This is a genomic window from Bradyrhizobium sp. LVM 105, from assembly GCF_003957705.1.
In the GTDB taxonomy this organism is placed as follows: domain Bacteria; phylum Pseudomonadota; class Alphaproteobacteria; order Rhizobiales; family Xanthobacteraceae; genus Bradyrhizobium; species Bradyrhizobium frederickii.
Map to the genome: position 1 here is coordinate 359009 of NZ_QZMV01000006.1, position 15774 is coordinate 374782.

The following is a 15774-nucleotide window of genomic DNA, read 5'->3' on the forward strand; positions in this document are numbered from 1 at the left end:
GACCCATGTTTCATTTCTCCAACATCGTGCGCACCAAGGGCGACCCCAAGATCCTCGAGGGCGGACCAAGCCTGAAACAGCCGGTGGATCAACTCGCCCGCGCGCTGGGCTGGTTCAGCATTGGCCTCGGCGTCGTCGAGCTGTTCGCGCCGCGGCGCGTCACGGAAACGCTGGGCATGGAGGGCCATGAGACGATGGTGCGGGCCTTCGGCGTCCGCGAGATCCTGGCCGGGATCATGTCGCTGTCCGTGGACAAGAATGCCGGGCTGTGGGCCCGCGTCGGCGGCGATGGCCTCGATGCCGCCGCGCTGCTGTCGGGGCTGACGCCTGATAATCCCAAGAAGGGCAACATCGCGCTGGCGCTGCTAATGGTCGGCGGCATCGCCATGCTCGACTACAGGGCCGCGCAGGATACCAAGCCGCGCCGCCCTCCGCGCGATGCACGGCGCAAGCTCTACCCGAACCGCAGCGGTTTCCCCAAAGGCATCGAGAGCATCCGAACTGCGGCGCGGCAGATCGCAGCGCATGCGGGTCAGAACGAGGTGAAGCAAGGTGATGAGCGTCGAGTCCCCTGACAAATCTGCGTGGTGGGAATCCGCCGTCATCTACGAGATCGCACCGATCTCCTTCCAGGACTCCAACGGCGACGGCAGGGGCGACCTCGCCGGGCTGATCTCGCGCAGCGACTATCTGAAATGGCTCGGCGTCGATGCGGCGTGGCTGACGCCGATCTACAAGAGCCCGTTCCGCGATCTCGGCTACGACATCTCCGATTATTGCGCGGTCGACCCCACCTTCGGCAGCCTCGAGGATTTCGACCGCCTGCTCGCGGCGTTGCACGGCAAGGGCATTCGCCTCATTCTCGACCTCGTCCCCAATCACACCGCCAACGATCATGCCTGGTTCGTCGAGAGCTCGAGCTCGCGCAACAGCGCCAAGGCCGATTGGTACATCTGGGCGGATGCGGCCGAGAATGGCGGGCCGCCCAACAATTGGCTGAGCCGTTTCGGCGGCAGCGGCTGGGAATGGTGCGAGGCGCGGCGGCAATATTATTATCATTCGTTCCTGGTCGAGCAGCCCGACCTGAACTGGCGCAATCCGCAGCTGCGCGCCGCGATCGCCGACGTCATGCGGTTCTGGCTCGACCGCGGCGTCGACGGCTTTCGCGTCGACGCCAGCGCGGTCCTGATCAAGGATGCGCTGATGCGCGACAATCCCGCCAAACCCGACGCCGAGGGCAAGCCACCGCCGCAGCGTCAGACGCCGGTCTTCACCGACGACCGGCCGGAGACGATGGATTGCATCGAGTTCATCCGGAGCGTGATCGACGAATATCCGGAGCGCATGCTGTGCGGCGAGGTCCAGGGCAAGACCGACCGTATCGGCCACTTCTACGGCAACGACAAGCCGCGCCTGCATCTGCCGCTCAATTTCGCGCTGCTCGATTCGCGGTGGGACGCGCTGTCGCTGCAAGCGACGATCGATGCGTATTTCAATGCGATCCCGGAGCATGCCTGGCCGGTCTGGGTGATCGGCGGCCACGACAAGCAGCGGGTCGCCAGCAGGATCGGCGAGGCCCAGATGCGCGTACTGGCGATGCTGCTGATGACCTTGCGCGGAACGCCGTTCTTCTTCATGGGCGACGAGATCGGCCGCAAGCGCGTTCCGATTCCGTCCGACCGCGTCCGCGATCCCTTCGAGAAGCTGGTGCCGGGCTATGGCCTGTGCCGCGATCCCGAGCGCGCGCCGATGCGCTGGGACGACAGTCCCAACGGCGGCTTTACGACCAGCCAGCCATGGCTGCCGCTGGAGCGGCCTGACGGCGCGGTCAACATCGCCACGCAGCAGCGCGACGAGCGCTCGATCCTGGCGCTGTTTCGTGCGCTGATGGCGCTGCGGCGCGAGCATGCTTGCCTGCGCCGGGGCGGTTACGAGCCGCTGCGTTCGCAGAACGACGTTCTCGCCTACAAGCGGACCGATCGCGGAAACGGATTCCTGATCGCGCTCAACATCGCTGCCGAGCCGCGGAAATACCACTGGCAGGGCCGCGGCCGCCTGCTGATGTCGACGCACCTCGACAGGCCGCCGGAGCCGTTGCCGGACGCATCCATCCTGCTCCGCGGCAATGAGGGCGTGATCATCGCAATCGAGGCGCGCTGACCGCAGGAACCATCGGCGCATCAGCGCGTCTGATCAACGCCTCCGACATCCCCCCTGCCGGAGGCGAACTGCGCGAACCGCGGCCCGGCGCTCGCCGCCTTCAAGCGCCGGGGCTGGCGGCAGGCCAAGGGAGGCAGCTCATGAGCAAGACCAAGACGAAGGGTCTTCGGCAACGGATCGCCGGCAAGACCAGGCAGGCCGTCGGCGAGATCGTCGGCGACCAGGATCTCCACGATGACGGCAAGGCGCAAGCCGAGCGCGGGCGCGACGAACAGGACCAGCCGAGCGAGCTCAATCCACTGAAGCAGCTCAAGCAGCTGACGTGAACGCGAAACCGCGACCAACGCTCTCCGATACGGCACGGTACGCTGGCGGAGGCGCGTCGCGGCTCGCGCGGCAACGACGCTCACGCTGGATCGCCGCCGCCGAGCTCGGCCTGATCAGCAGCACGTTCTCGACGCTCGTCAGCCAATTGTTCGCCGCCCGCATCGGCCGCGACGCCGCGGTCGACTGGATGACGGTCGCCGCAATTCCCGCGCGCGACTGGGCGCTCAGTGCCGAGCCGTCGTGGAGCGCGATCCTCGCCGGCATTGCCTTTCATCAATGGGCGGACTTCTCCTGGGCGCTGGTGTTCTTCGGCGTGCTCGGGCGCTGGACCGCGGACTTGCGGCCGCGAACGATCCTGCTGCTCGCGCTGCCGTGGGCGGCATTCACCTCGAGCGTGGAATGGTTCGTCTTGGTGCCGCTGTTTCCGTTCTGGCAGCCGCTGTTCACGCTGCAACAGCCCTACTGGATCGGACTTCTGGTCCATACCTCTTCCGCCGTGATGTATCCCCTGTTCGCCCGGCTGCGCTGGAGGCGCGGCCATGCGCCGGCGCGCGACATCCGCTTCACCAACGCCTGGGCCACCGGCGCGGTGGCGGTGACGGTGCTGCTCGGCGCGACCGCATTGTTCGGCAGCCACGGCTACGAGCCGCCGTGGATGGGCCGCGACAGGGATGCGGACCAAACCTATATCCGTCACATGACCGCGCATCACGCCCAGGGCATCGAGCTTGCGCGGATCGGCGCAGAGCGCGCCCAGGACCCGCATCTGCGCAAGCTTGCGATGCTGATGGTCGCGAGCCAGGCCGGCGAGAGCAGGATTTTCGAGAACTGGTGGCTGAGCTGGTTCGACACCGAGATGCCCGACTGCAGCACGGAGGAACGCGCTGCCATGCCCGGCTACTTGACGCCGGCCGAGATGCGAGCGGTCAAGATCGCACCGCCCGATCAATTCGATGCGGCCTTTGTCGAGGCCATGAGCAGGCATCATGCCGGCGCGGTGAAAATGGCCGACCGGATGTGGCAGAGCCGCGGCGATCTGCGCCTGCGCGTCATGGCGCATGCCATTCGCCACGAGCAGCAAGGCGAGATCGCGCTGATGCACGGCATGGACGGCGTTGCAGCCGTCGCCACCGCGTTCCGCAACATGTTCGGCGACAACGTCAATTGAGCTGATAGCACCCTACTCGCGCCAGAACTCGGTCAGCTCCTCCGCGGTCATCAGGTCGACCTGACCGTGGAAGCGGGTGCGGTACATCGTCATGAGCGCGTCGTGCCCGACGTCGGAGGAGCTGCACAGCGCGTCCTCGACGATCACGACCCTGAAGCCGAAATCGACGGCGCTGAGGACCGTCGAAAGCACGCAGACGTCGGTCTCGGCGCCCGAGATCACCACCGTGCCGACCTTCTTCTCGACCAGCCGGACCGCGAGGCCGGGATTGCTGAAGGCGGAATAGGCCGGCTTGTCGATCATTGCAGCGGGCGGAACGAACTTGCTCAGGGCTGGCACGAGCTCGAGCGCGGATGGCGGAAGATGCCTGCGGGTGGCCTGGTGCCAGCGGCGAAAATAGTTCTGCCATTGCCCGGCACGGTCTTCCGGATCCTGCGGCGTGATGAAGCGCGTGAAGATCGTTCTGGTCTGATAACGCGCAACGATCGAGGCGATCGTCGGCAGGACGCGCTCCATCCAAGGTGTCGCCCACAGACCGCCGGGCGCGAAGATGTTCTGCATGTCGATGCAGAGGTGAACGGCATCCCTGACCTCGGCGACGTCCGACGCGCTGTTTCTCATGGTCCTCCACCGGCGAACGCATGGCCGCGGCACGTCCGCGGCGGGCTCACTGACTGCAAATGCGATTCCGACGGCCATCGTTCCGCATGGATGCGGTCGGTGATCCCGCAGATGAGGCCCGGATATGCCATCGCCCGGCCGGGAGGTCTTTGGAGTGCGCGGGCTCAGGCATACCCACGCTGCACCGCCGGACGCGCGAGGCCCCGCTCGAGCCAGGCACCGACCGATTTGAACTGGGTGAACTCGACCAGATCGCCGGCGCCATAGAAGCCGATGAGATTGCGCACCCAGCCGAGCATGGAGATGTCGGCGATGGTGTAGTCGTCATCCATGAACCATTGCCGGCCGGAAAGATGCGCGTCCATCACGCCGAGCAGGCGCCTGGCTTCGGCGACGTAGCGGTCGCGGGGCCGCTTGTCCTCGAAATCCTTGCCGGCGAATTTGTGGAAGAAGCCGACCTGGCCGAACATCGGCCCGACGCCGCCCATCTGAAAATGCAGCCACTGGATGGTCTGGTAGCGGCGCGCGGGGTCCTCAGGCAGCAGCTTGCCGGTCTTCTCCGCGAGGTATTGCAGGATCGCCCCGGACTCGAACAGCGGCAGCGGCCTGCCGCCCGGACCGTTGGGATCGAGGATCGCCGGAATCTTGCCGTTCGGATTGAGCGAGAGGAATTCAGGCGTCCTCTGGTCGTTCTTGTCGAAGTCGACCCGATGCGCCTCGTAGGGAAGTCCGATCTCCTCCAGCATGATCGAGACCTTGACGCCGTTCGGCGTCGGCAGGGAGTAGAGCTGAAGCAGCTCGGGATGCCTGGCCGGCCAGCGCTTGGTGATGGGAAAAGCGGATAGATCAGACATCGGCACTCCGGCTGTTCGTGAGATGCCGCCCAGTCTAGGCGAGCGGACGAACGACGCAAGGCCGACCAATCGTCTGGAAGATCGCGGGGGAAGAGGAAGATCGGTAGTGCCGTTGAAGCGACTAAGGCGGCAGCGTTGCGATCTTGACGACCGGGGTCATGGTTTCGTGCTGCAGTCGATACTGGATGAACCCTTGCCCCGTGATCAGCAGCGCAGCCGTGAAGGCAGCCGCGAGCGTCGCGGTCGCCCATTGGCAGACATCGTACATGGCATTTGTCCCTCAACTCCTTCGGCCTAAACGCCAAGCTCACGTGCCGCGTTCCGACGTCGACCGAAAATTTTGCCAGTTTTTCCCGCCTCCGCAGAGAGCCCCTGCGATGTTTTTAGGGACCATCGAGCAGCTCTGCGCGTTGTGACGGGATGAACATCGAGAAGCGCGCCCTGCTCGACCACGCACAGCGCTGTCGCCGCGTTGCGGACGATCTCGCCCATCGCGAAGCCGCGCGGCGGTTACGGGCCATGGCCGATGTCTACGAGGCGCGAGCAGCACAATTGGCCGACGAAGATGGCTCCTCGAAGCCGGACCGTCACGAGCGCAGCCGCTCCGCCGGCACAGGCGATCGGCAGAATTGATCGGTTCAATAGTTGATCTCCATCCGCAAGCCGCGCGGATCGATGTCTTCGCCACCGACGCGCTGCATGCTGTCGCGCGCTGCGACCGCGCAGGCACAGGCATCGATGAGATCGTCGCGACCGATGCCGGTGCCGTGGCGAAGCGTCAGCCATCTTTCGACCTTGCTGAAGCCGCGATCTCTCAGCAGCGCAACGCGCTGCTCGCGGCCTAGCTGCGACGTCTTCGGCGCGAGCTGCAGGCGCCCTGCCAAATTCCAGAACACCAATTCCGGATGCGCTTCGCCGATCGTCGCCTGCCGCGCCGGCGTTATGACCTCGTCGACCTCTCTGATCTTGTCCCTGATATTCCAGAGTTGCGCCGACACGCCCCTGCCCTTGCCCTCGTGCGTCCAGTAATGGCGATTGGCCGCGGCCATGTCCGGGAATGTCCAGAGGTCGCGGCGCGCACCGAGAAACACGGCAGGGCCGATCAGCTCGCGTGCGCGCAGATCGCAAGCGCGATAGCCGCTCGGATTCAATCCGATCGGCATGTCGATCATCGCGCGCGCATGCGGCAGCGCGAGCAGGCGCGTCAGGCGAGGTGAATAATCGAAGCCGTGATCGCCGCGCTCGTCGATCCAGGCCGCGACCCAGCCGAAACGAAATCCATCGAGGCCGAGATAGTTCGGCACCTCATGCGTCCGTCATTTTCAATTTCCTTAGCGACCCATCGCTTGACATCCGCAAGTTGCCGGCGTATGTCCCGCGCCCTCGCAAGCACTTCCGTTTGCGACAGACACCATGAACCGAGCGATGCTGAACCGCTACGAAAGAATTGTCCGCATGCCGAATAGCCCAAAGCTATTCGACTGCGCATGCCCGGCTCATGGGAGCGATCTTGCCTGACCGCAAGATCGATCGTCCGCTTCTCACGGACCCTCCCGAGCCTGCCGCTCCGGAGGGTTTTTTATTGCCCGCCGCGCGGCCCAACCGAACAACCCGGCATCGGCCGGAACGGGAGACCCGGATCCCGGGGCTCGCGCTGAGAAGGCGCGTGCCCAAGTGCGCGGGGCCTGCCGGAGGGAACGAGGCGATGAGCCGGACACCGATGGCAGAGCGAACCCTTAGGGTTCGCAAGATGCGGCGCGTCGACAGCGCCGCGATAGAATTTTTGTAACTCGGTTTGCCGCTTTCATCGCGGCTCAACCGACGCTGGTGGTGAAGATGTCGGATACTTCTCCACACGGCAAAGCGGGTATGCCTCCCGCCTTTGACACACGCACCGGGATGCGGCCTCGGAAAAGGTACGCACGCGGCCCGGCGCAGGTCCATCCGCAAGGACGGTCCTGTGTTGTCGTCACTGAAGCCGATATCGCCCGTTCCCCAGCGTACCCCTCAACGGCCGGTGCGAAAGCATCGGCCTGGCGGTGGTGAAGATGTCTGTTACTTCGTGGTAAAGGCGCGAGAGCGCCGAGCAGGTTCGACTCCTGTGCGCCGAAAGGCGGTTGGCCCGCAAGGGCAGCAACAGCATCGATCGTTCCCCGCCAACCCATCACGGTCCGTGGTGAAGATTTCTGTTACTTCGCTTATCACGCGAGAGGTCGCGGGTTCGAATCCCGCCCGGTGTACCATGCACCGGTAGCTCAGTGGCCAGAGCGCTTTCCGGCAAGCTGTCGCTTGCCGGGTCACAGAATCGCCTGTTCCCGGATCGTGTCCCCTTAGCCACCGCCGGTGGTGAAGAGCGCTGTTACTTCGTGAATCACACTGTCGAAGGTTCGACTCCTTCCGGACGAAAGTCCGTAGCTCAGCGGTAGAGCATGTGGAGCCCCTCGTGGGCAGAGCAGCCTCGCTTGTTCCCCGGCACCGTTTCCACGTCCCCATCAACCCAAGAGGAGGCCATCATGGTCAGGCTCAACAAGATCGTTCGCGCCTTCACGCGGGAGGGCGCGCGCGCCGTGCGCTTCACGCCCGAGATGGAGCTGAAGCGCGCGCTGATGAACTGCCTCCTGTGGGAGGATCAGTTCTATGAGGACGGCGTTGCGATCGCCGATCGCATCAAGGCGCTCGTGCCCAAGGTCGCGCCCGCCAGGGTCGCGCAGCTCGCGATCGAGGCGCGCGAGGTGATGAAGCTGCGGCACGCGCCGCTGCTGGTCATCCGCGAGATGGCGCGGAGCGAGAAGCACCGTGCGCTCGTTGCCGACACGCTCGTCCGGGTGATCCAGCGGCCCGACGAGATGACGGAGCTGCTCGCGATCTACTGGGCGGATGCGCTCGGCCCTCAGCAGCAGCGCAAGCGTCAGCCGGTCTCGGCGCAGGTCAAGAAGGGTCTTGCCCGCGCGCTGACCAAGTTCGACGCCTACCAGCTCGCCAAGTGGGATCGCGACGGCGCGGTGCGGATCAGGGACGTGCTGTTCCTGGTCCACGCCAAGCCGAGGGACGCCGAGCAGGAGAAGGTGTGGAAGCAGCTCGTCGACGGCGAGCTCGCCTCTCCCGACACCTGGGAGGTTTCCCTGTCGGCCGGCAAGAACAAGCGCGAGACCTTCGAGCGGCTGATCGCCGAGCGAAAGCTCGGCGGCCTCGCGCTGCTGCGCAATCTGCGGCTGATGCAGACTGCGCAGGTCCCGCGCGAGACCATCGCAGGCGCGATCGAGGCGATGCGGACGGATCGTATCCTTCCCTACCGCTTCATCACGGCGGCGCGCTATGCGCCGGACTTCGAGCCCGAGCTCGAGGCTGCGATGCTCAAGTCGGTCAAGGACCACGTGCGGCTTCCGGGCCGGACGCGGCTCCTGATCGACGTCTCGGGCTCGATGTTCGCAACCCTCTCCGCGCAGTCGGAAATGACGCGCGCGGAGGCGGCGTGCGGCCTTGCCATCCTCGCGCGCGAGATCTGCGACGAGGTCGAGATCTTCACCTTCTCCAACGAGGTCGCGAAGGTCCCGCCCCGCCGCGGCTTCGCGCTGAGGGATGCGATCATCAACTCGCAGCCGCATGGCGGGACCTATCTCGGCAAGGCCGTGACGGAGATCGACCGCAAGGGCGATCGCCTGATCGTCTTCACCGACGAGCAGAGCCACGACCAGGTGCCCGAGCCCAGGGCGCGCGGCACCATGGTCAACGTGGCCTCGTATCAGCACGGTGTCGGCCACGGCGCCTGGACCCGCGTCAACGGCTTCTCTGAGGCCGTGGTCGCGTGGATCGCGGCGTCGGAGACGGCGTTGCACTGATGCGCACAACGACAACGGCCCCGGACGCAAGAACTGCGCCCGGGGCTTCAGAACTCTCGGAAATGATCCGCCGGCCCGTTATGGTGCGAGCGGAATGACAAGGACTACGATCATGCGACGACCCGATCCCTACATGGAACGCGCCCGCGAGCTCTGCCTCGCCGCCGGTGTCGATCCCGACTCGCGCGTCGGCGAAGGACGCGGCCAGCCGGCCTGGTGCCTGTACAAGGACGCCGCGCGCAAGGAGCATCTGGCCCGCGAGGCCAATGCAATCGCGAGCTCGATCGCCGAGTTCCGAATGCAGGACGCCCGCTTCCAGAATGCGCCGCTGAAGGTGTTCGGTCCGCACGAGGACGCGACGATCGCGCAGATGCGCAACTGCATGGCGGTCGGCAACGTCGTCTCCGGCGTGATCTGCGCCGACGGCCATCTCGGCTATGCACAACCGGTCGGCGGCGTCATTGCCTATGAGAAGCAGATCAGCATCTCCGGCGTCGGCTTCGACATCGGCTGCGGCAACATGGCGGCCCGGCTCGATACGCGCTTCGACGACATCGCGGGCCTCGTGCCCACGATCATCCGCGACGTCGCCAGGACGATCTCGTTCGGCGTGGGACGTGCCAATGCCGAACGGGCCGAGCACGACCTGTTCGACGACGGCGATGCCTGGCGCGAGAGCGACATGGAGGCCTACCGTCAGAAGGCGGTGAGCCAGCTCGGCACGGTCGGATCGGGCAACCATTATGTCGACCTCATGCGCGACGAGGAAGGCTTCGTCTGGATCGGCGTCCACTTCGGCAGCCGCGGTCTCGGCCACACCTCCGCGACGCGCTACCTCAAGGCCGCCGGCGGCAAGGACGGCATGAACGTCCCGCCCGCCGTGGTCGACGAGGACAGCGAGCTCGGTCGCCGCTACATCGCGGCGATGCAGCTCGCCGGGCGTTACGCCTATGCGGGCCGCGAGTGGGTCGTCGAGCGCGTCCGCCAGATCATCGGCGGCAGCGTCACCGAGAGCGTGCACAACCACCACAATTATGCCTGGCGTGAGACCCACGACGGCAAGGATCTGTGGGTGGTGCGCAAGGGCGCCACGCCGGCGTTTCCCGGCCAGAAGGGATTCGTCGGCGGCTCGATGGGCGACGACGCCGTCATCCTCGAAGGTGTCGACAGCGCGGAAGCCAAGGCCTCGCTGTACTCGACCGTGCACGGCGCTGGCCGCCTGTTCGGACGACGGGAGGCGAAGCGGCGCTTCTCGCGCGCGGAGATGGACCGCTGGCTCAACGAGCGCGGCGTCACCTTGATCGGTGCCGACCTCGACGAGAGCCCGATGGCCTATCGCCGCCTGCCGGACGTGCTGGCGCAGCACGCCGGCACCGTGAAGGTGCTGCACACGCTGCGGCCATTCGCCGTCGCCATGGCCGGCGAAGGCGAATTCGATCCGTGGAAGGATTGACGCGAAACCGCGGGCGGGAGGCGGTGCCTCCCGCTCGTTTCGTTTCATCTTAAGCGAGACCGCCCGCTTCGTCAGCCTCCGACGGCCTGATAGGCCAGGCGCTTGAACTCGAAGAAGAACGGATTCCAGAAGCCCATGTAGCGCTGCGCCATCAACACGCCGGCGGTGTTGGCCTCAGGGCAGATCCACCAATGGGTGCCGGCAAGGCCGCCCCACTGGAATTCACCGGTCGAGTTCGGCGGATCGAACGGCGTCGGCGCGAAGGTGACGGCGCCGCCGAGACCAAAGCCCTTGCCGGGGATCGGCCCGAGAGTGGCGAAGCGGATGGTCTGCCCCGCGGGCAGCTGGTTCGTCATCATCTGCCGCAGCGTCTCCGGCTTCAGCAGGGCATCCGAACCGGGCAGCAGCGCGCGGACCAGCGCGAGCATGTCCGGCAGGGTCGAGACCAGGCCGCCGCCGCCCGAGAGCCGCGGGAACGGCCGCCGATAGGCTTGCGGAAACGGCAGATTGTCCGCGCGCGTCAGGCCCGGCTTCATGGGGTCGAGCACGTCGGCACCATTGTAGAGCGCGACCAGCCTGCCCTGCTGTGCCTCGGGAACGTAGAAGCCGGTGTCGGTCATGCCCAGGGGATCGAAGATGCGCGCCTTGAGGAAGGCATCGAGGGATTTACCCGAGACGACCTCCACGACGCGGCCGAGCACGTCGGTGGCAACGGAATATTCCCACGCCGTACCGGGATGATAGGACAGCGGCAGATCGGCCAGCTTGTCGATCATATCGGAGAGCGGCGTCAGCGGATTGAGCACGCGCGCATCATTGTAGCCCTTGAACAGCACCGTGCCGGGATCGAAGATGCCGTAGCTGAGACCGGAAGTGTGGGTCAGGAGCTGGCGGATCGTGATCGGGCTCTTTGCCGGCTCGACATCGGCAAGGCTCGAAGCGCCCGGCTTGAGCACCATGCGATTGTCGAGCTGCGGCAGGAATGTCTCGACCGGATCATCGAGCCCGATGCGGCCTTCCTCGACCAGCAGCATGATCGCGGACGTGACGAAGATCTTGGTGTTGGAGAACGCGCGGAAGATATGATCGGGCCGCAGCGCGGTGTTGGCCTCGCGGTCGGCAAAGCCGACGCATTGCTGGTCGACCACCTCGCGCCCGCGCAGCACGGCCCAGGATGCGCCCGGAATGATCTCCTGATCGACGTAGCGCTGCATCGCCGTCCGCGCGGCGGAAAAATCAGATGTCCTGGCGTCCATGTATTCCCCCCAATTGTTGTTGGCATCGATATAGCGCGAATTCGCGGGATATGAAGCCCACCGCGCAGCTCATCCCTGTTTCATCAGCACTGTGACGTACAGCCGACGCCGGATCCGCATGCCCTGCCGCTGGTACAGGGCAATCGCGGACGTATTGTTGGAAAACACGTGCAGGAACGGAATCTCGCCACGTGCCTCGATCCGCCGTGCGACCGCTGCGAGCAGCGCCTGTGCATAGCCGCGCCCGCGATAATCGGGATGCACACAGACGGCCGTCATCTCGACGAACTTGCCCGGCTTCATCCGCTCGCCCGTCATCGCAACCAGCTCGCCGCCGGCGCGGATGCCGAGGAACGTGCCGAGCTCATGGGTGCGCGGCGCGAACGGGCCGGGCTTGGTCAGCTCCGTCAGCGCCATCATCGCGGAAACGTCGGCAGCACCCAGCGTGACGATCTCGGCATCGCGAAGCGGGCTGTCGGCCGGCGAGCCGATCATCTGCTCGCCAGTCTCGGCCAGCACGACCTTGAACCCTGAGGGCATGTCGACTGGCTCCGGCGTGAACAGCGCGGCGACCTGCGTGCCCGACAGGAGATCGCGAAGCGCGGCAAAGCTCGCCGCGGACATGTCGGCCATGTCCGCGAACGGCGTCATGTCCACGGGATAGCGCAGCGCCCGCGGGCCGCCCTCGGCCAGATGCTTCTGGCTCGTCGTCAACGCGCTCCAGATCGGACGATCCAGCAGCGCCTCATCGCTGTCGGACACCGGTCTAATCCTTGTCGAAGCTGACGATGACGGCGGCGTTGGCGATGAGGATGGGGTCGTTGGCCACTTCCGTGGCCGAGGGGATCTCCAGCCCACCCCTGACCGCGGTGACGGTCACGGTGCCGTAAGGCAGCTCCCTGGCGACGGCGTCCTTGTCCACCGCCTCAGGGTTGGGGACGCCGATCGTGACGTCAACGAACATGTCGTTCGCGGTCTTGCCGATCATCCGGAAGAAGCCGAGGCTGGAATGCCGGATCGCGTCCGACACCGCCCGCTTCGCCGCCTTGGTGGCGTCCCTGCCGTGGACGTCGACGCCCATGCCCATCTCGGTGACACAACGAACGCGGGTCATTTCATATTCCTGTGGTTGATTTGGTGGTTGCGAGTGTGGGTGATCGGAGAGCGCGAGGCAAGTGCGCCCCTCATGCAGGCTGGACGTACCCGCCCAGACCTCCGTCATTGCGAGCGCAGCGAAGCAATCCAGGATCTTTCCGCGGACGCAGTCCGGATTGCTTCGCTGCGCTCGCAATGACGAGGTGAGAGCCACGAACATCAATCACGCCTTCGCCTTTTCATGCGCGCGCAGCTCATCGACCAACACACGCACATTCTCCGAATAGTCGATCGGGATCGAGACCAGATGCAGGCCGCCCTCCTTGAAGGCGGCGTCGAGCGTCGGAGCAAAACTGTCGATGCTCGCGATGCGATGCCCCCTCGCCCCATAAGCCCTCGCGTAAAGCGCAAAGTCCGGGTTGCCGAAGGTCATGCCGTAATCGGCGAAACGATCGACGGCCTGCTTCCAGCGGATCATGCCGTAGGCGTTGTCCTCCAGCACCAGGACGACCAGATTGAGCTTGAGGCGGACGGCGGTCTCCATCTCCTGGCTGTTCATCATGAAGCCGCCATCGCCGGCGACCGCGAGCACGCGGCGATCAGGATAGAGCATCGCGGCCATCATCGCCGACGGCAGTCCGGCGCCCATGGTCGCCAGCGCATTGTCGAGCAGCAGCGTGTTGGCGACGCGGGTGCGGTAGTTGCGCGCGAACCAGATCTTGTACATGCCGTTGTCGAGCGCGACGATGCCGTTCTCGGGGATCACCTGGCGGATGTCGTGCACGATCCGCTGCGGCGTCGGCGGCCAGCGCGACTCGGTGGCGCGGTCGGCGATGTGTGCGAGGATTTCCTCGCGCAACGGCAGCAGCGCCGCAGCCTGCGGCAGCTTGCCTTCGAGCCGGTCGGCGAGCAGCTCCAGGCTCGGGCCGACATCGCCCACCACCTCGGCGTCCGGAAAATAGACCTGCTCGACGCTGGCCGAGGTATAGCTGACGTGAATGACCTTCGGCCCCGACGGGCCCATGATGAAGGGCGGCTTCTCGATCGGGTCATGACCGATCGCGACGATCAGGTCGGCGGCGTCGATGGCGTCATGCACGTAGTCGCGCTCCGACAGCGCGGCGGTGCCCATGTAGAGATTGGTGCCGCCGGGCACGGTGCCTTTGCCCATCTGCGTCGTGAAGAACGGAATGCCGGTGCGCCGCACGAAGCTTGCGATGCCGTGGGTCGATCGCGGCCGGCTGGTTGCCGCGCCCATCATCACCAGCGGGCGCTTGGCGGCCAAGATCATCCCGGCGGCACGGTCGAGCGCGGCGCGATGGGCGACCGGGATCTCGATCGGATGGACCGGAATCACGGGCACGGCAGGCACTTCGTCCCCTGCGATGTCCTCAGGCAGCTCGAGATGCACCGGCCCGGGCCGCTCCTCCATCGCGACGCGAAAGGCGTCGCGCACCACCGTCGGAATGCTGGAGGCGCTGACGATCTGCCGCGACAGCTTCGTCAGCGGCTTCATGGTCGCGACCACGTCCACGATCTGAAAGCGCGCCTGCCGGCTGCTCATGATCGGCTTCTGGCCGGTAATCAGGATCATCGGCATCGCGCCGAGATGCGCATAGGCCGCACCGGTGGACAGGTTGAGCGCACCCGGGCCGAGCGTCGACAGACAGACACCGGGCTTGCCGGTCAGCCGGCCATGGGTGGCGGCCATGAAGGCGGCGGCCTGCTCGTGGCGGGTCAGAACCAGCTCGATTTTGGAGGTGCGAAGCGATTCCACCAGATCGAGATTCTCCTCGCCGGGGACACCGAAGATGCGATCGACGCCCTCGTTCTCCAGCGCGGCGACAAACAGGTCCGAACCTTTCGTCTTGCGTTCCTGCCCACTCATGCCGCCTCCCACCTATGCTCGCTGCCGTGTTCCACGGCAGTCGGCACATCGTAGCGGCTCGCGGCTTCGGCACAACTCACAAAGAAAGGCGCGGCCGGATCGACCTCGTCATGGCGCGCGCAACGAGGCGGTACGGACCAGCGGCTTCCTCCACGCTTCATCGCGGCGGCCGGCTGCCAGATCTCCCCCCGCGATTGACAAGCCAATATCTCTGACTATAGTCAGATATCATGCTGGACCCGATCTCGCGCGTTCGCCGCTTCAACCGCGCCGTCACTTCGGCGGTCGGCGCGCTCGATACCTCCTTCCTGGGCCGCGGCCGCCCGCTCGGTGCGGCGCGCGTGCTCAACGCGATCGGGGCCGGACGTTCGGACGTGGCGGAGATCCGCGATTATCTCGGTCTCGATTCCGGATTGATGAGCCGCCTGCTGCGCAGCCTCGAGGAAGAAGGGCTGGTCGAGACCGACGCGCACCACGACGATGCGCGCCGGCGCGTCGCGACCTTGACGCGTTCAGGCCGGCGCGAGTTCGCCGCCTATGAGGCGCTGTCGAACGCGCAGGCCGAAGGCTTCCTCGCGCGGCATTCACAACGCGAGGCGCTGCTGGTGGCGATGGACCTGATCGCCTCTACCCTGACGCGCGAGCGGATCGCGTTGGACGAGATGGATCCACGATCCGAGGAAGCGCGCCACTGCCTCGGCGAGTATTATGCCGAGCTCGGCCGCCGCTTCAGCCGAGGCTTCGACGTCTCGCAGTCGCGCGATCCTGACGCCAAGGACATGCGCCGCCCGCGCGGCACCTTCATCGTCGCGATGTCGGACACGCTGCCGATCGGCTGCGTCGGCTTGAAGGGAACCGATCACGGCTACGCCGAGATCAAGCGTCTGTGGGTCGCTCCCTCCGCACGCGGCTTGCGGCTCGGCCGGCGGCTGATGGAAGCGGCCGAGGATGCCGCGCGCGAGCTCGGCATCGCGCTGCTGCGGCTCGACACCAACAGCGCGCTGCCCGAAGCCGGTCAGCTCTATCGCAGCACGGGCTGGCGCGAGATCCCCCGCTTTAACGACGATCCCTATCCGGACCTGTTCTTCGAAAAGCGGCTGTGACGCCGCGAGA

Annotated in this window: 16 protein-coding genes; 8 read left to right on the top strand and 8 right to left on the bottom strand. The window is 65.9% G+C overall.

The annotated features are described in order from the left end of the window. Window positions 1-5 precede the first annotated feature (5 nt). From D6B98_RS20055 to D6B98_RS20070, 4 genes are all read left to right on the top strand, one after another. Entirely contained in the window at window positions 6-575 is a 570-nt protein-coding gene (locus D6B98_RS20055; protein WP_126258656.1) for a hypothetical protein, read from the top strand. Then, complete coding sequence (locus D6B98_RS20060) at window positions 556-2160, top strand: alpha-amylase family glycosyl hydrolase (RefSeq protein ID WP_126258657.1); 1605 nt, start codon at window positions 556-558, stop codon at window positions 2158-2160. The genes D6B98_RS20055 and D6B98_RS20060 overlap by 20 nt, the downstream gene beginning before the upstream one ends. Window positions 2161-2300: 140 nt before the next feature. Next, a complete protein-coding gene (locus D6B98_RS20065) occupies window positions 2301-2486 on the top strand; it encodes a CsbD family protein (RefSeq protein WP_126258658.1) in 186 nt (61 codons plus the stop codon). Beyond that, window positions 2483-3655, top strand: a complete 1173-nt coding sequence (locus tag D6B98_RS20070; RefSeq protein ID WP_126258659.1) for a DUF305 domain-containing protein — start codon at window positions 2483-2485, stop codon at window positions 3653-3655. The genes D6B98_RS20065 and D6B98_RS20070 overlap by 4 nt, the downstream gene beginning before the upstream one ends. Before the next feature lie 12 nt (window positions 3656-3667). Here the strand turns inward: D6B98_RS20070 and D6B98_RS20075 are convergent, their stop codons facing one another. The 3 genes from D6B98_RS20075 to D6B98_RS39995 all read right to left on the bottom strand — a co-directional run bounded on the left by D6B98_RS20075 (window position 3668) and on the right by D6B98_RS39995 (window position 5398). Continuing rightward, window positions 3668-4276 (bottom strand): cysteine hydrolase family protein, encoded by a 609-nt coding sequence (locus tag D6B98_RS20075; protein ID WP_126258660.1) that lies wholly within the window; start codon window positions 4274-4276, stop codon window positions 3668-3670. Window positions 4277-4440: 164 nt separating this feature from the next. Further along, window positions 4441-5130, bottom strand: coding sequence for a glutathione S-transferase family protein (locus D6B98_RS20080; RefSeq protein ID WP_126258661.1), 690 nt, complete (start codon window positions 5128-5130; stop codon window positions 4441-4443). Window positions 5131-5251: 121 nt separating this feature from the next. Further along, on the bottom strand, window positions 5252-5398 hold the full coding sequence (locus D6B98_RS39995; protein WP_164718729.1) for a hypothetical protein: 147 nt from the start codon (window positions 5396-5398) through the stop codon (window positions 5252-5254). 152 nt (window positions 5399-5550) lie between these two features. Between D6B98_RS39995 and D6B98_RS20085 the strand changes: the two genes are divergently transcribed. Further along, the gene (locus tag D6B98_RS20085) at window positions 5551-5763 is read left to right on the top strand and encodes a hypothetical protein (RefSeq protein WP_126258662.1); all 213 of its coding nucleotides are present in this window, start codon (window positions 5551-5553) and stop codon (window positions 5761-5763) included. A gap of 5 nt (window positions 5764-5768) precedes the next feature. Here the strand turns inward: D6B98_RS20085 and D6B98_RS20090 are convergent, their stop codons facing one another. Beyond that, complete coding sequence (locus D6B98_RS20090; protein ID WP_126258663.1) at window positions 5769-6434, bottom strand: DUF429 domain-containing protein; 666 nt, start codon at window positions 6432-6434, stop codon at window positions 5769-5771. A gap of 1209 nt (window positions 6435-7643) precedes the next feature. Here D6B98_RS20090 and D6B98_RS20095 point away from each other — a divergent pair. Then, complete coding sequence (locus D6B98_RS20095; protein WP_126258664.1) at window positions 7644-8969, top strand: TROVE domain-containing protein; 1326 nt, start codon at window positions 7644-7646, stop codon at window positions 8967-8969. 112 nt (window positions 8970-9081) lie between these two features. Next, complete coding sequence (locus D6B98_RS20100; RefSeq protein WP_126258665.1) at window positions 9082-10422, top strand: RtcB family protein; 1341 nt, start codon at window positions 9082-9084, stop codon at window positions 10420-10422. Window positions 10423-10493: 71 nt separating this feature from the next. Here the strand turns inward: D6B98_RS20100 and D6B98_RS20105 are convergent, their stop codons facing one another. The 4 genes from D6B98_RS20105 to D6B98_RS20120 all read right to left on the bottom strand — a co-directional run bounded on the left by D6B98_RS20105 (window position 10494) and on the right by D6B98_RS20120 (window position 14661). Then, window positions 10494-11678 (bottom strand): serine hydrolase domain-containing protein, encoded by a 1185-nt coding sequence (locus tag D6B98_RS20105; RefSeq protein WP_126258666.1) that lies wholly within the window; start codon window positions 11676-11678, stop codon window positions 10494-10496. Between the two features lie 69 nt (window positions 11679-11747). Beyond that, window positions 11748-12440, bottom strand: coding sequence for a GNAT family N-acetyltransferase (locus D6B98_RS20110; RefSeq protein WP_164718730.1), 693 nt, complete (start codon window positions 12438-12440; stop codon window positions 11748-11750). Between the two features lie 4 nt (window positions 12441-12444). Continuing rightward, window positions 12445-12792: a Lin0512 family protein gene (locus D6B98_RS20115; RefSeq protein WP_126258668.1), complete on the bottom strand. Its 348-nt coding sequence runs from the start codon at window positions 12790-12792 to the stop codon at window positions 12445-12447. 204 nt (window positions 12793-12996) lie between these two features. Then, window positions 12997-14661: an acetolactate synthase large subunit gene (locus tag D6B98_RS20120; protein WP_126258669.1), complete on the bottom strand. Its 1665-nt coding sequence runs from the start codon at window positions 14659-14661 to the stop codon at window positions 12997-12999. A gap of 230 nt (window positions 14662-14891) precedes the next feature. Between D6B98_RS20120 and D6B98_RS20125 the strand changes: the two genes are divergently transcribed. After that, window positions 14892-15764: a bifunctional helix-turn-helix transcriptional regulator/GNAT family N-acetyltransferase gene (locus D6B98_RS20125; protein WP_126258670.1), complete on the top strand. Its 873-nt coding sequence runs from the start codon at window positions 14892-14894 to the stop codon at window positions 15762-15764. Window positions 15765-15774: the final 10 nt, after the last annotated feature.

Coding starts and splice junctions, on each gene's coding strand:
- D6B98_RS20080 (WP_126258661.1), bottom strand. CDS start 5,130: ATGTCTGATCTATCCGCTTTTCCCATCACCAAGCGCTGGCCGGCCAGG.
- D6B98_RS20115 (WP_126258668.1), bottom strand. CDS start 12,792: ATGACCCGCGTTCGTTGTGTCACCGAGATGGGCATGGGCGTCGACGTC.
- D6B98_RS20105 (WP_126258666.1), bottom strand. CDS start 11,678: ATGGACGCCAGGACATCTGATTTTTCCGCCGCGCGGACGGCGATGCAG.
- D6B98_RS39995 (WP_164718729.1), bottom strand. CDS start 5,398: ATGTACGATGTCTGCCAATGGGCGACCGCGACGCTCGCGGCTGCCTTC.
- D6B98_RS20125 (WP_126258670.1), top strand. CDS start 14,892: ATGCTGGACCCGATCTCGCGCGTTCGCCGCTTCAACCGCGCCGTCACT.
- D6B98_RS20085 (WP_126258662.1), top strand. CDS start 5,551: ATGAACATCGAGAAGCGCGCCCTGCTCGACCACGCACAGCGCTGTCGC.
- D6B98_RS20095 (WP_126258664.1), top strand. CDS start 7,644: ATGGTCAGGCTCAACAAGATCGTTCGCGCCTTCACGCGGGAGGGCGCG.
- D6B98_RS20120 (WP_126258669.1), bottom strand. CDS start 14,661: ATGAGTGGGCAGGAACGCAAGACGAAAGGTTCGGACCTGTTTGTCGCC.
- D6B98_RS20055 (WP_126258656.1), top strand. CDS start 6: ATGTTTCATTTCTCCAACATCGTGCGCACCAAGGGCGACCCCAAGATC.
- D6B98_RS20060 (WP_126258657.1), top strand. CDS start 556: ATGAGCGTCGAGTCCCCTGACAAATCTGCGTGGTGGGAATCCGCCGTC.
- D6B98_RS20100 (WP_126258665.1), top strand. CDS start 9,082: ATGCGACGACCCGATCCCTACATGGAACGCGCCCGCGAGCTCTGCCTC.
- D6B98_RS20065 (WP_126258658.1), top strand. CDS start 2,301: ATGAGCAAGACCAAGACGAAGGGTCTTCGGCAACGGATCGCCGGCAAG.
- D6B98_RS20075 (WP_126258660.1), bottom strand. CDS start 4,276: ATGAGAAACAGCGCGTCGGACGTCGCCGAGGTCAGGGATGCCGTTCAC.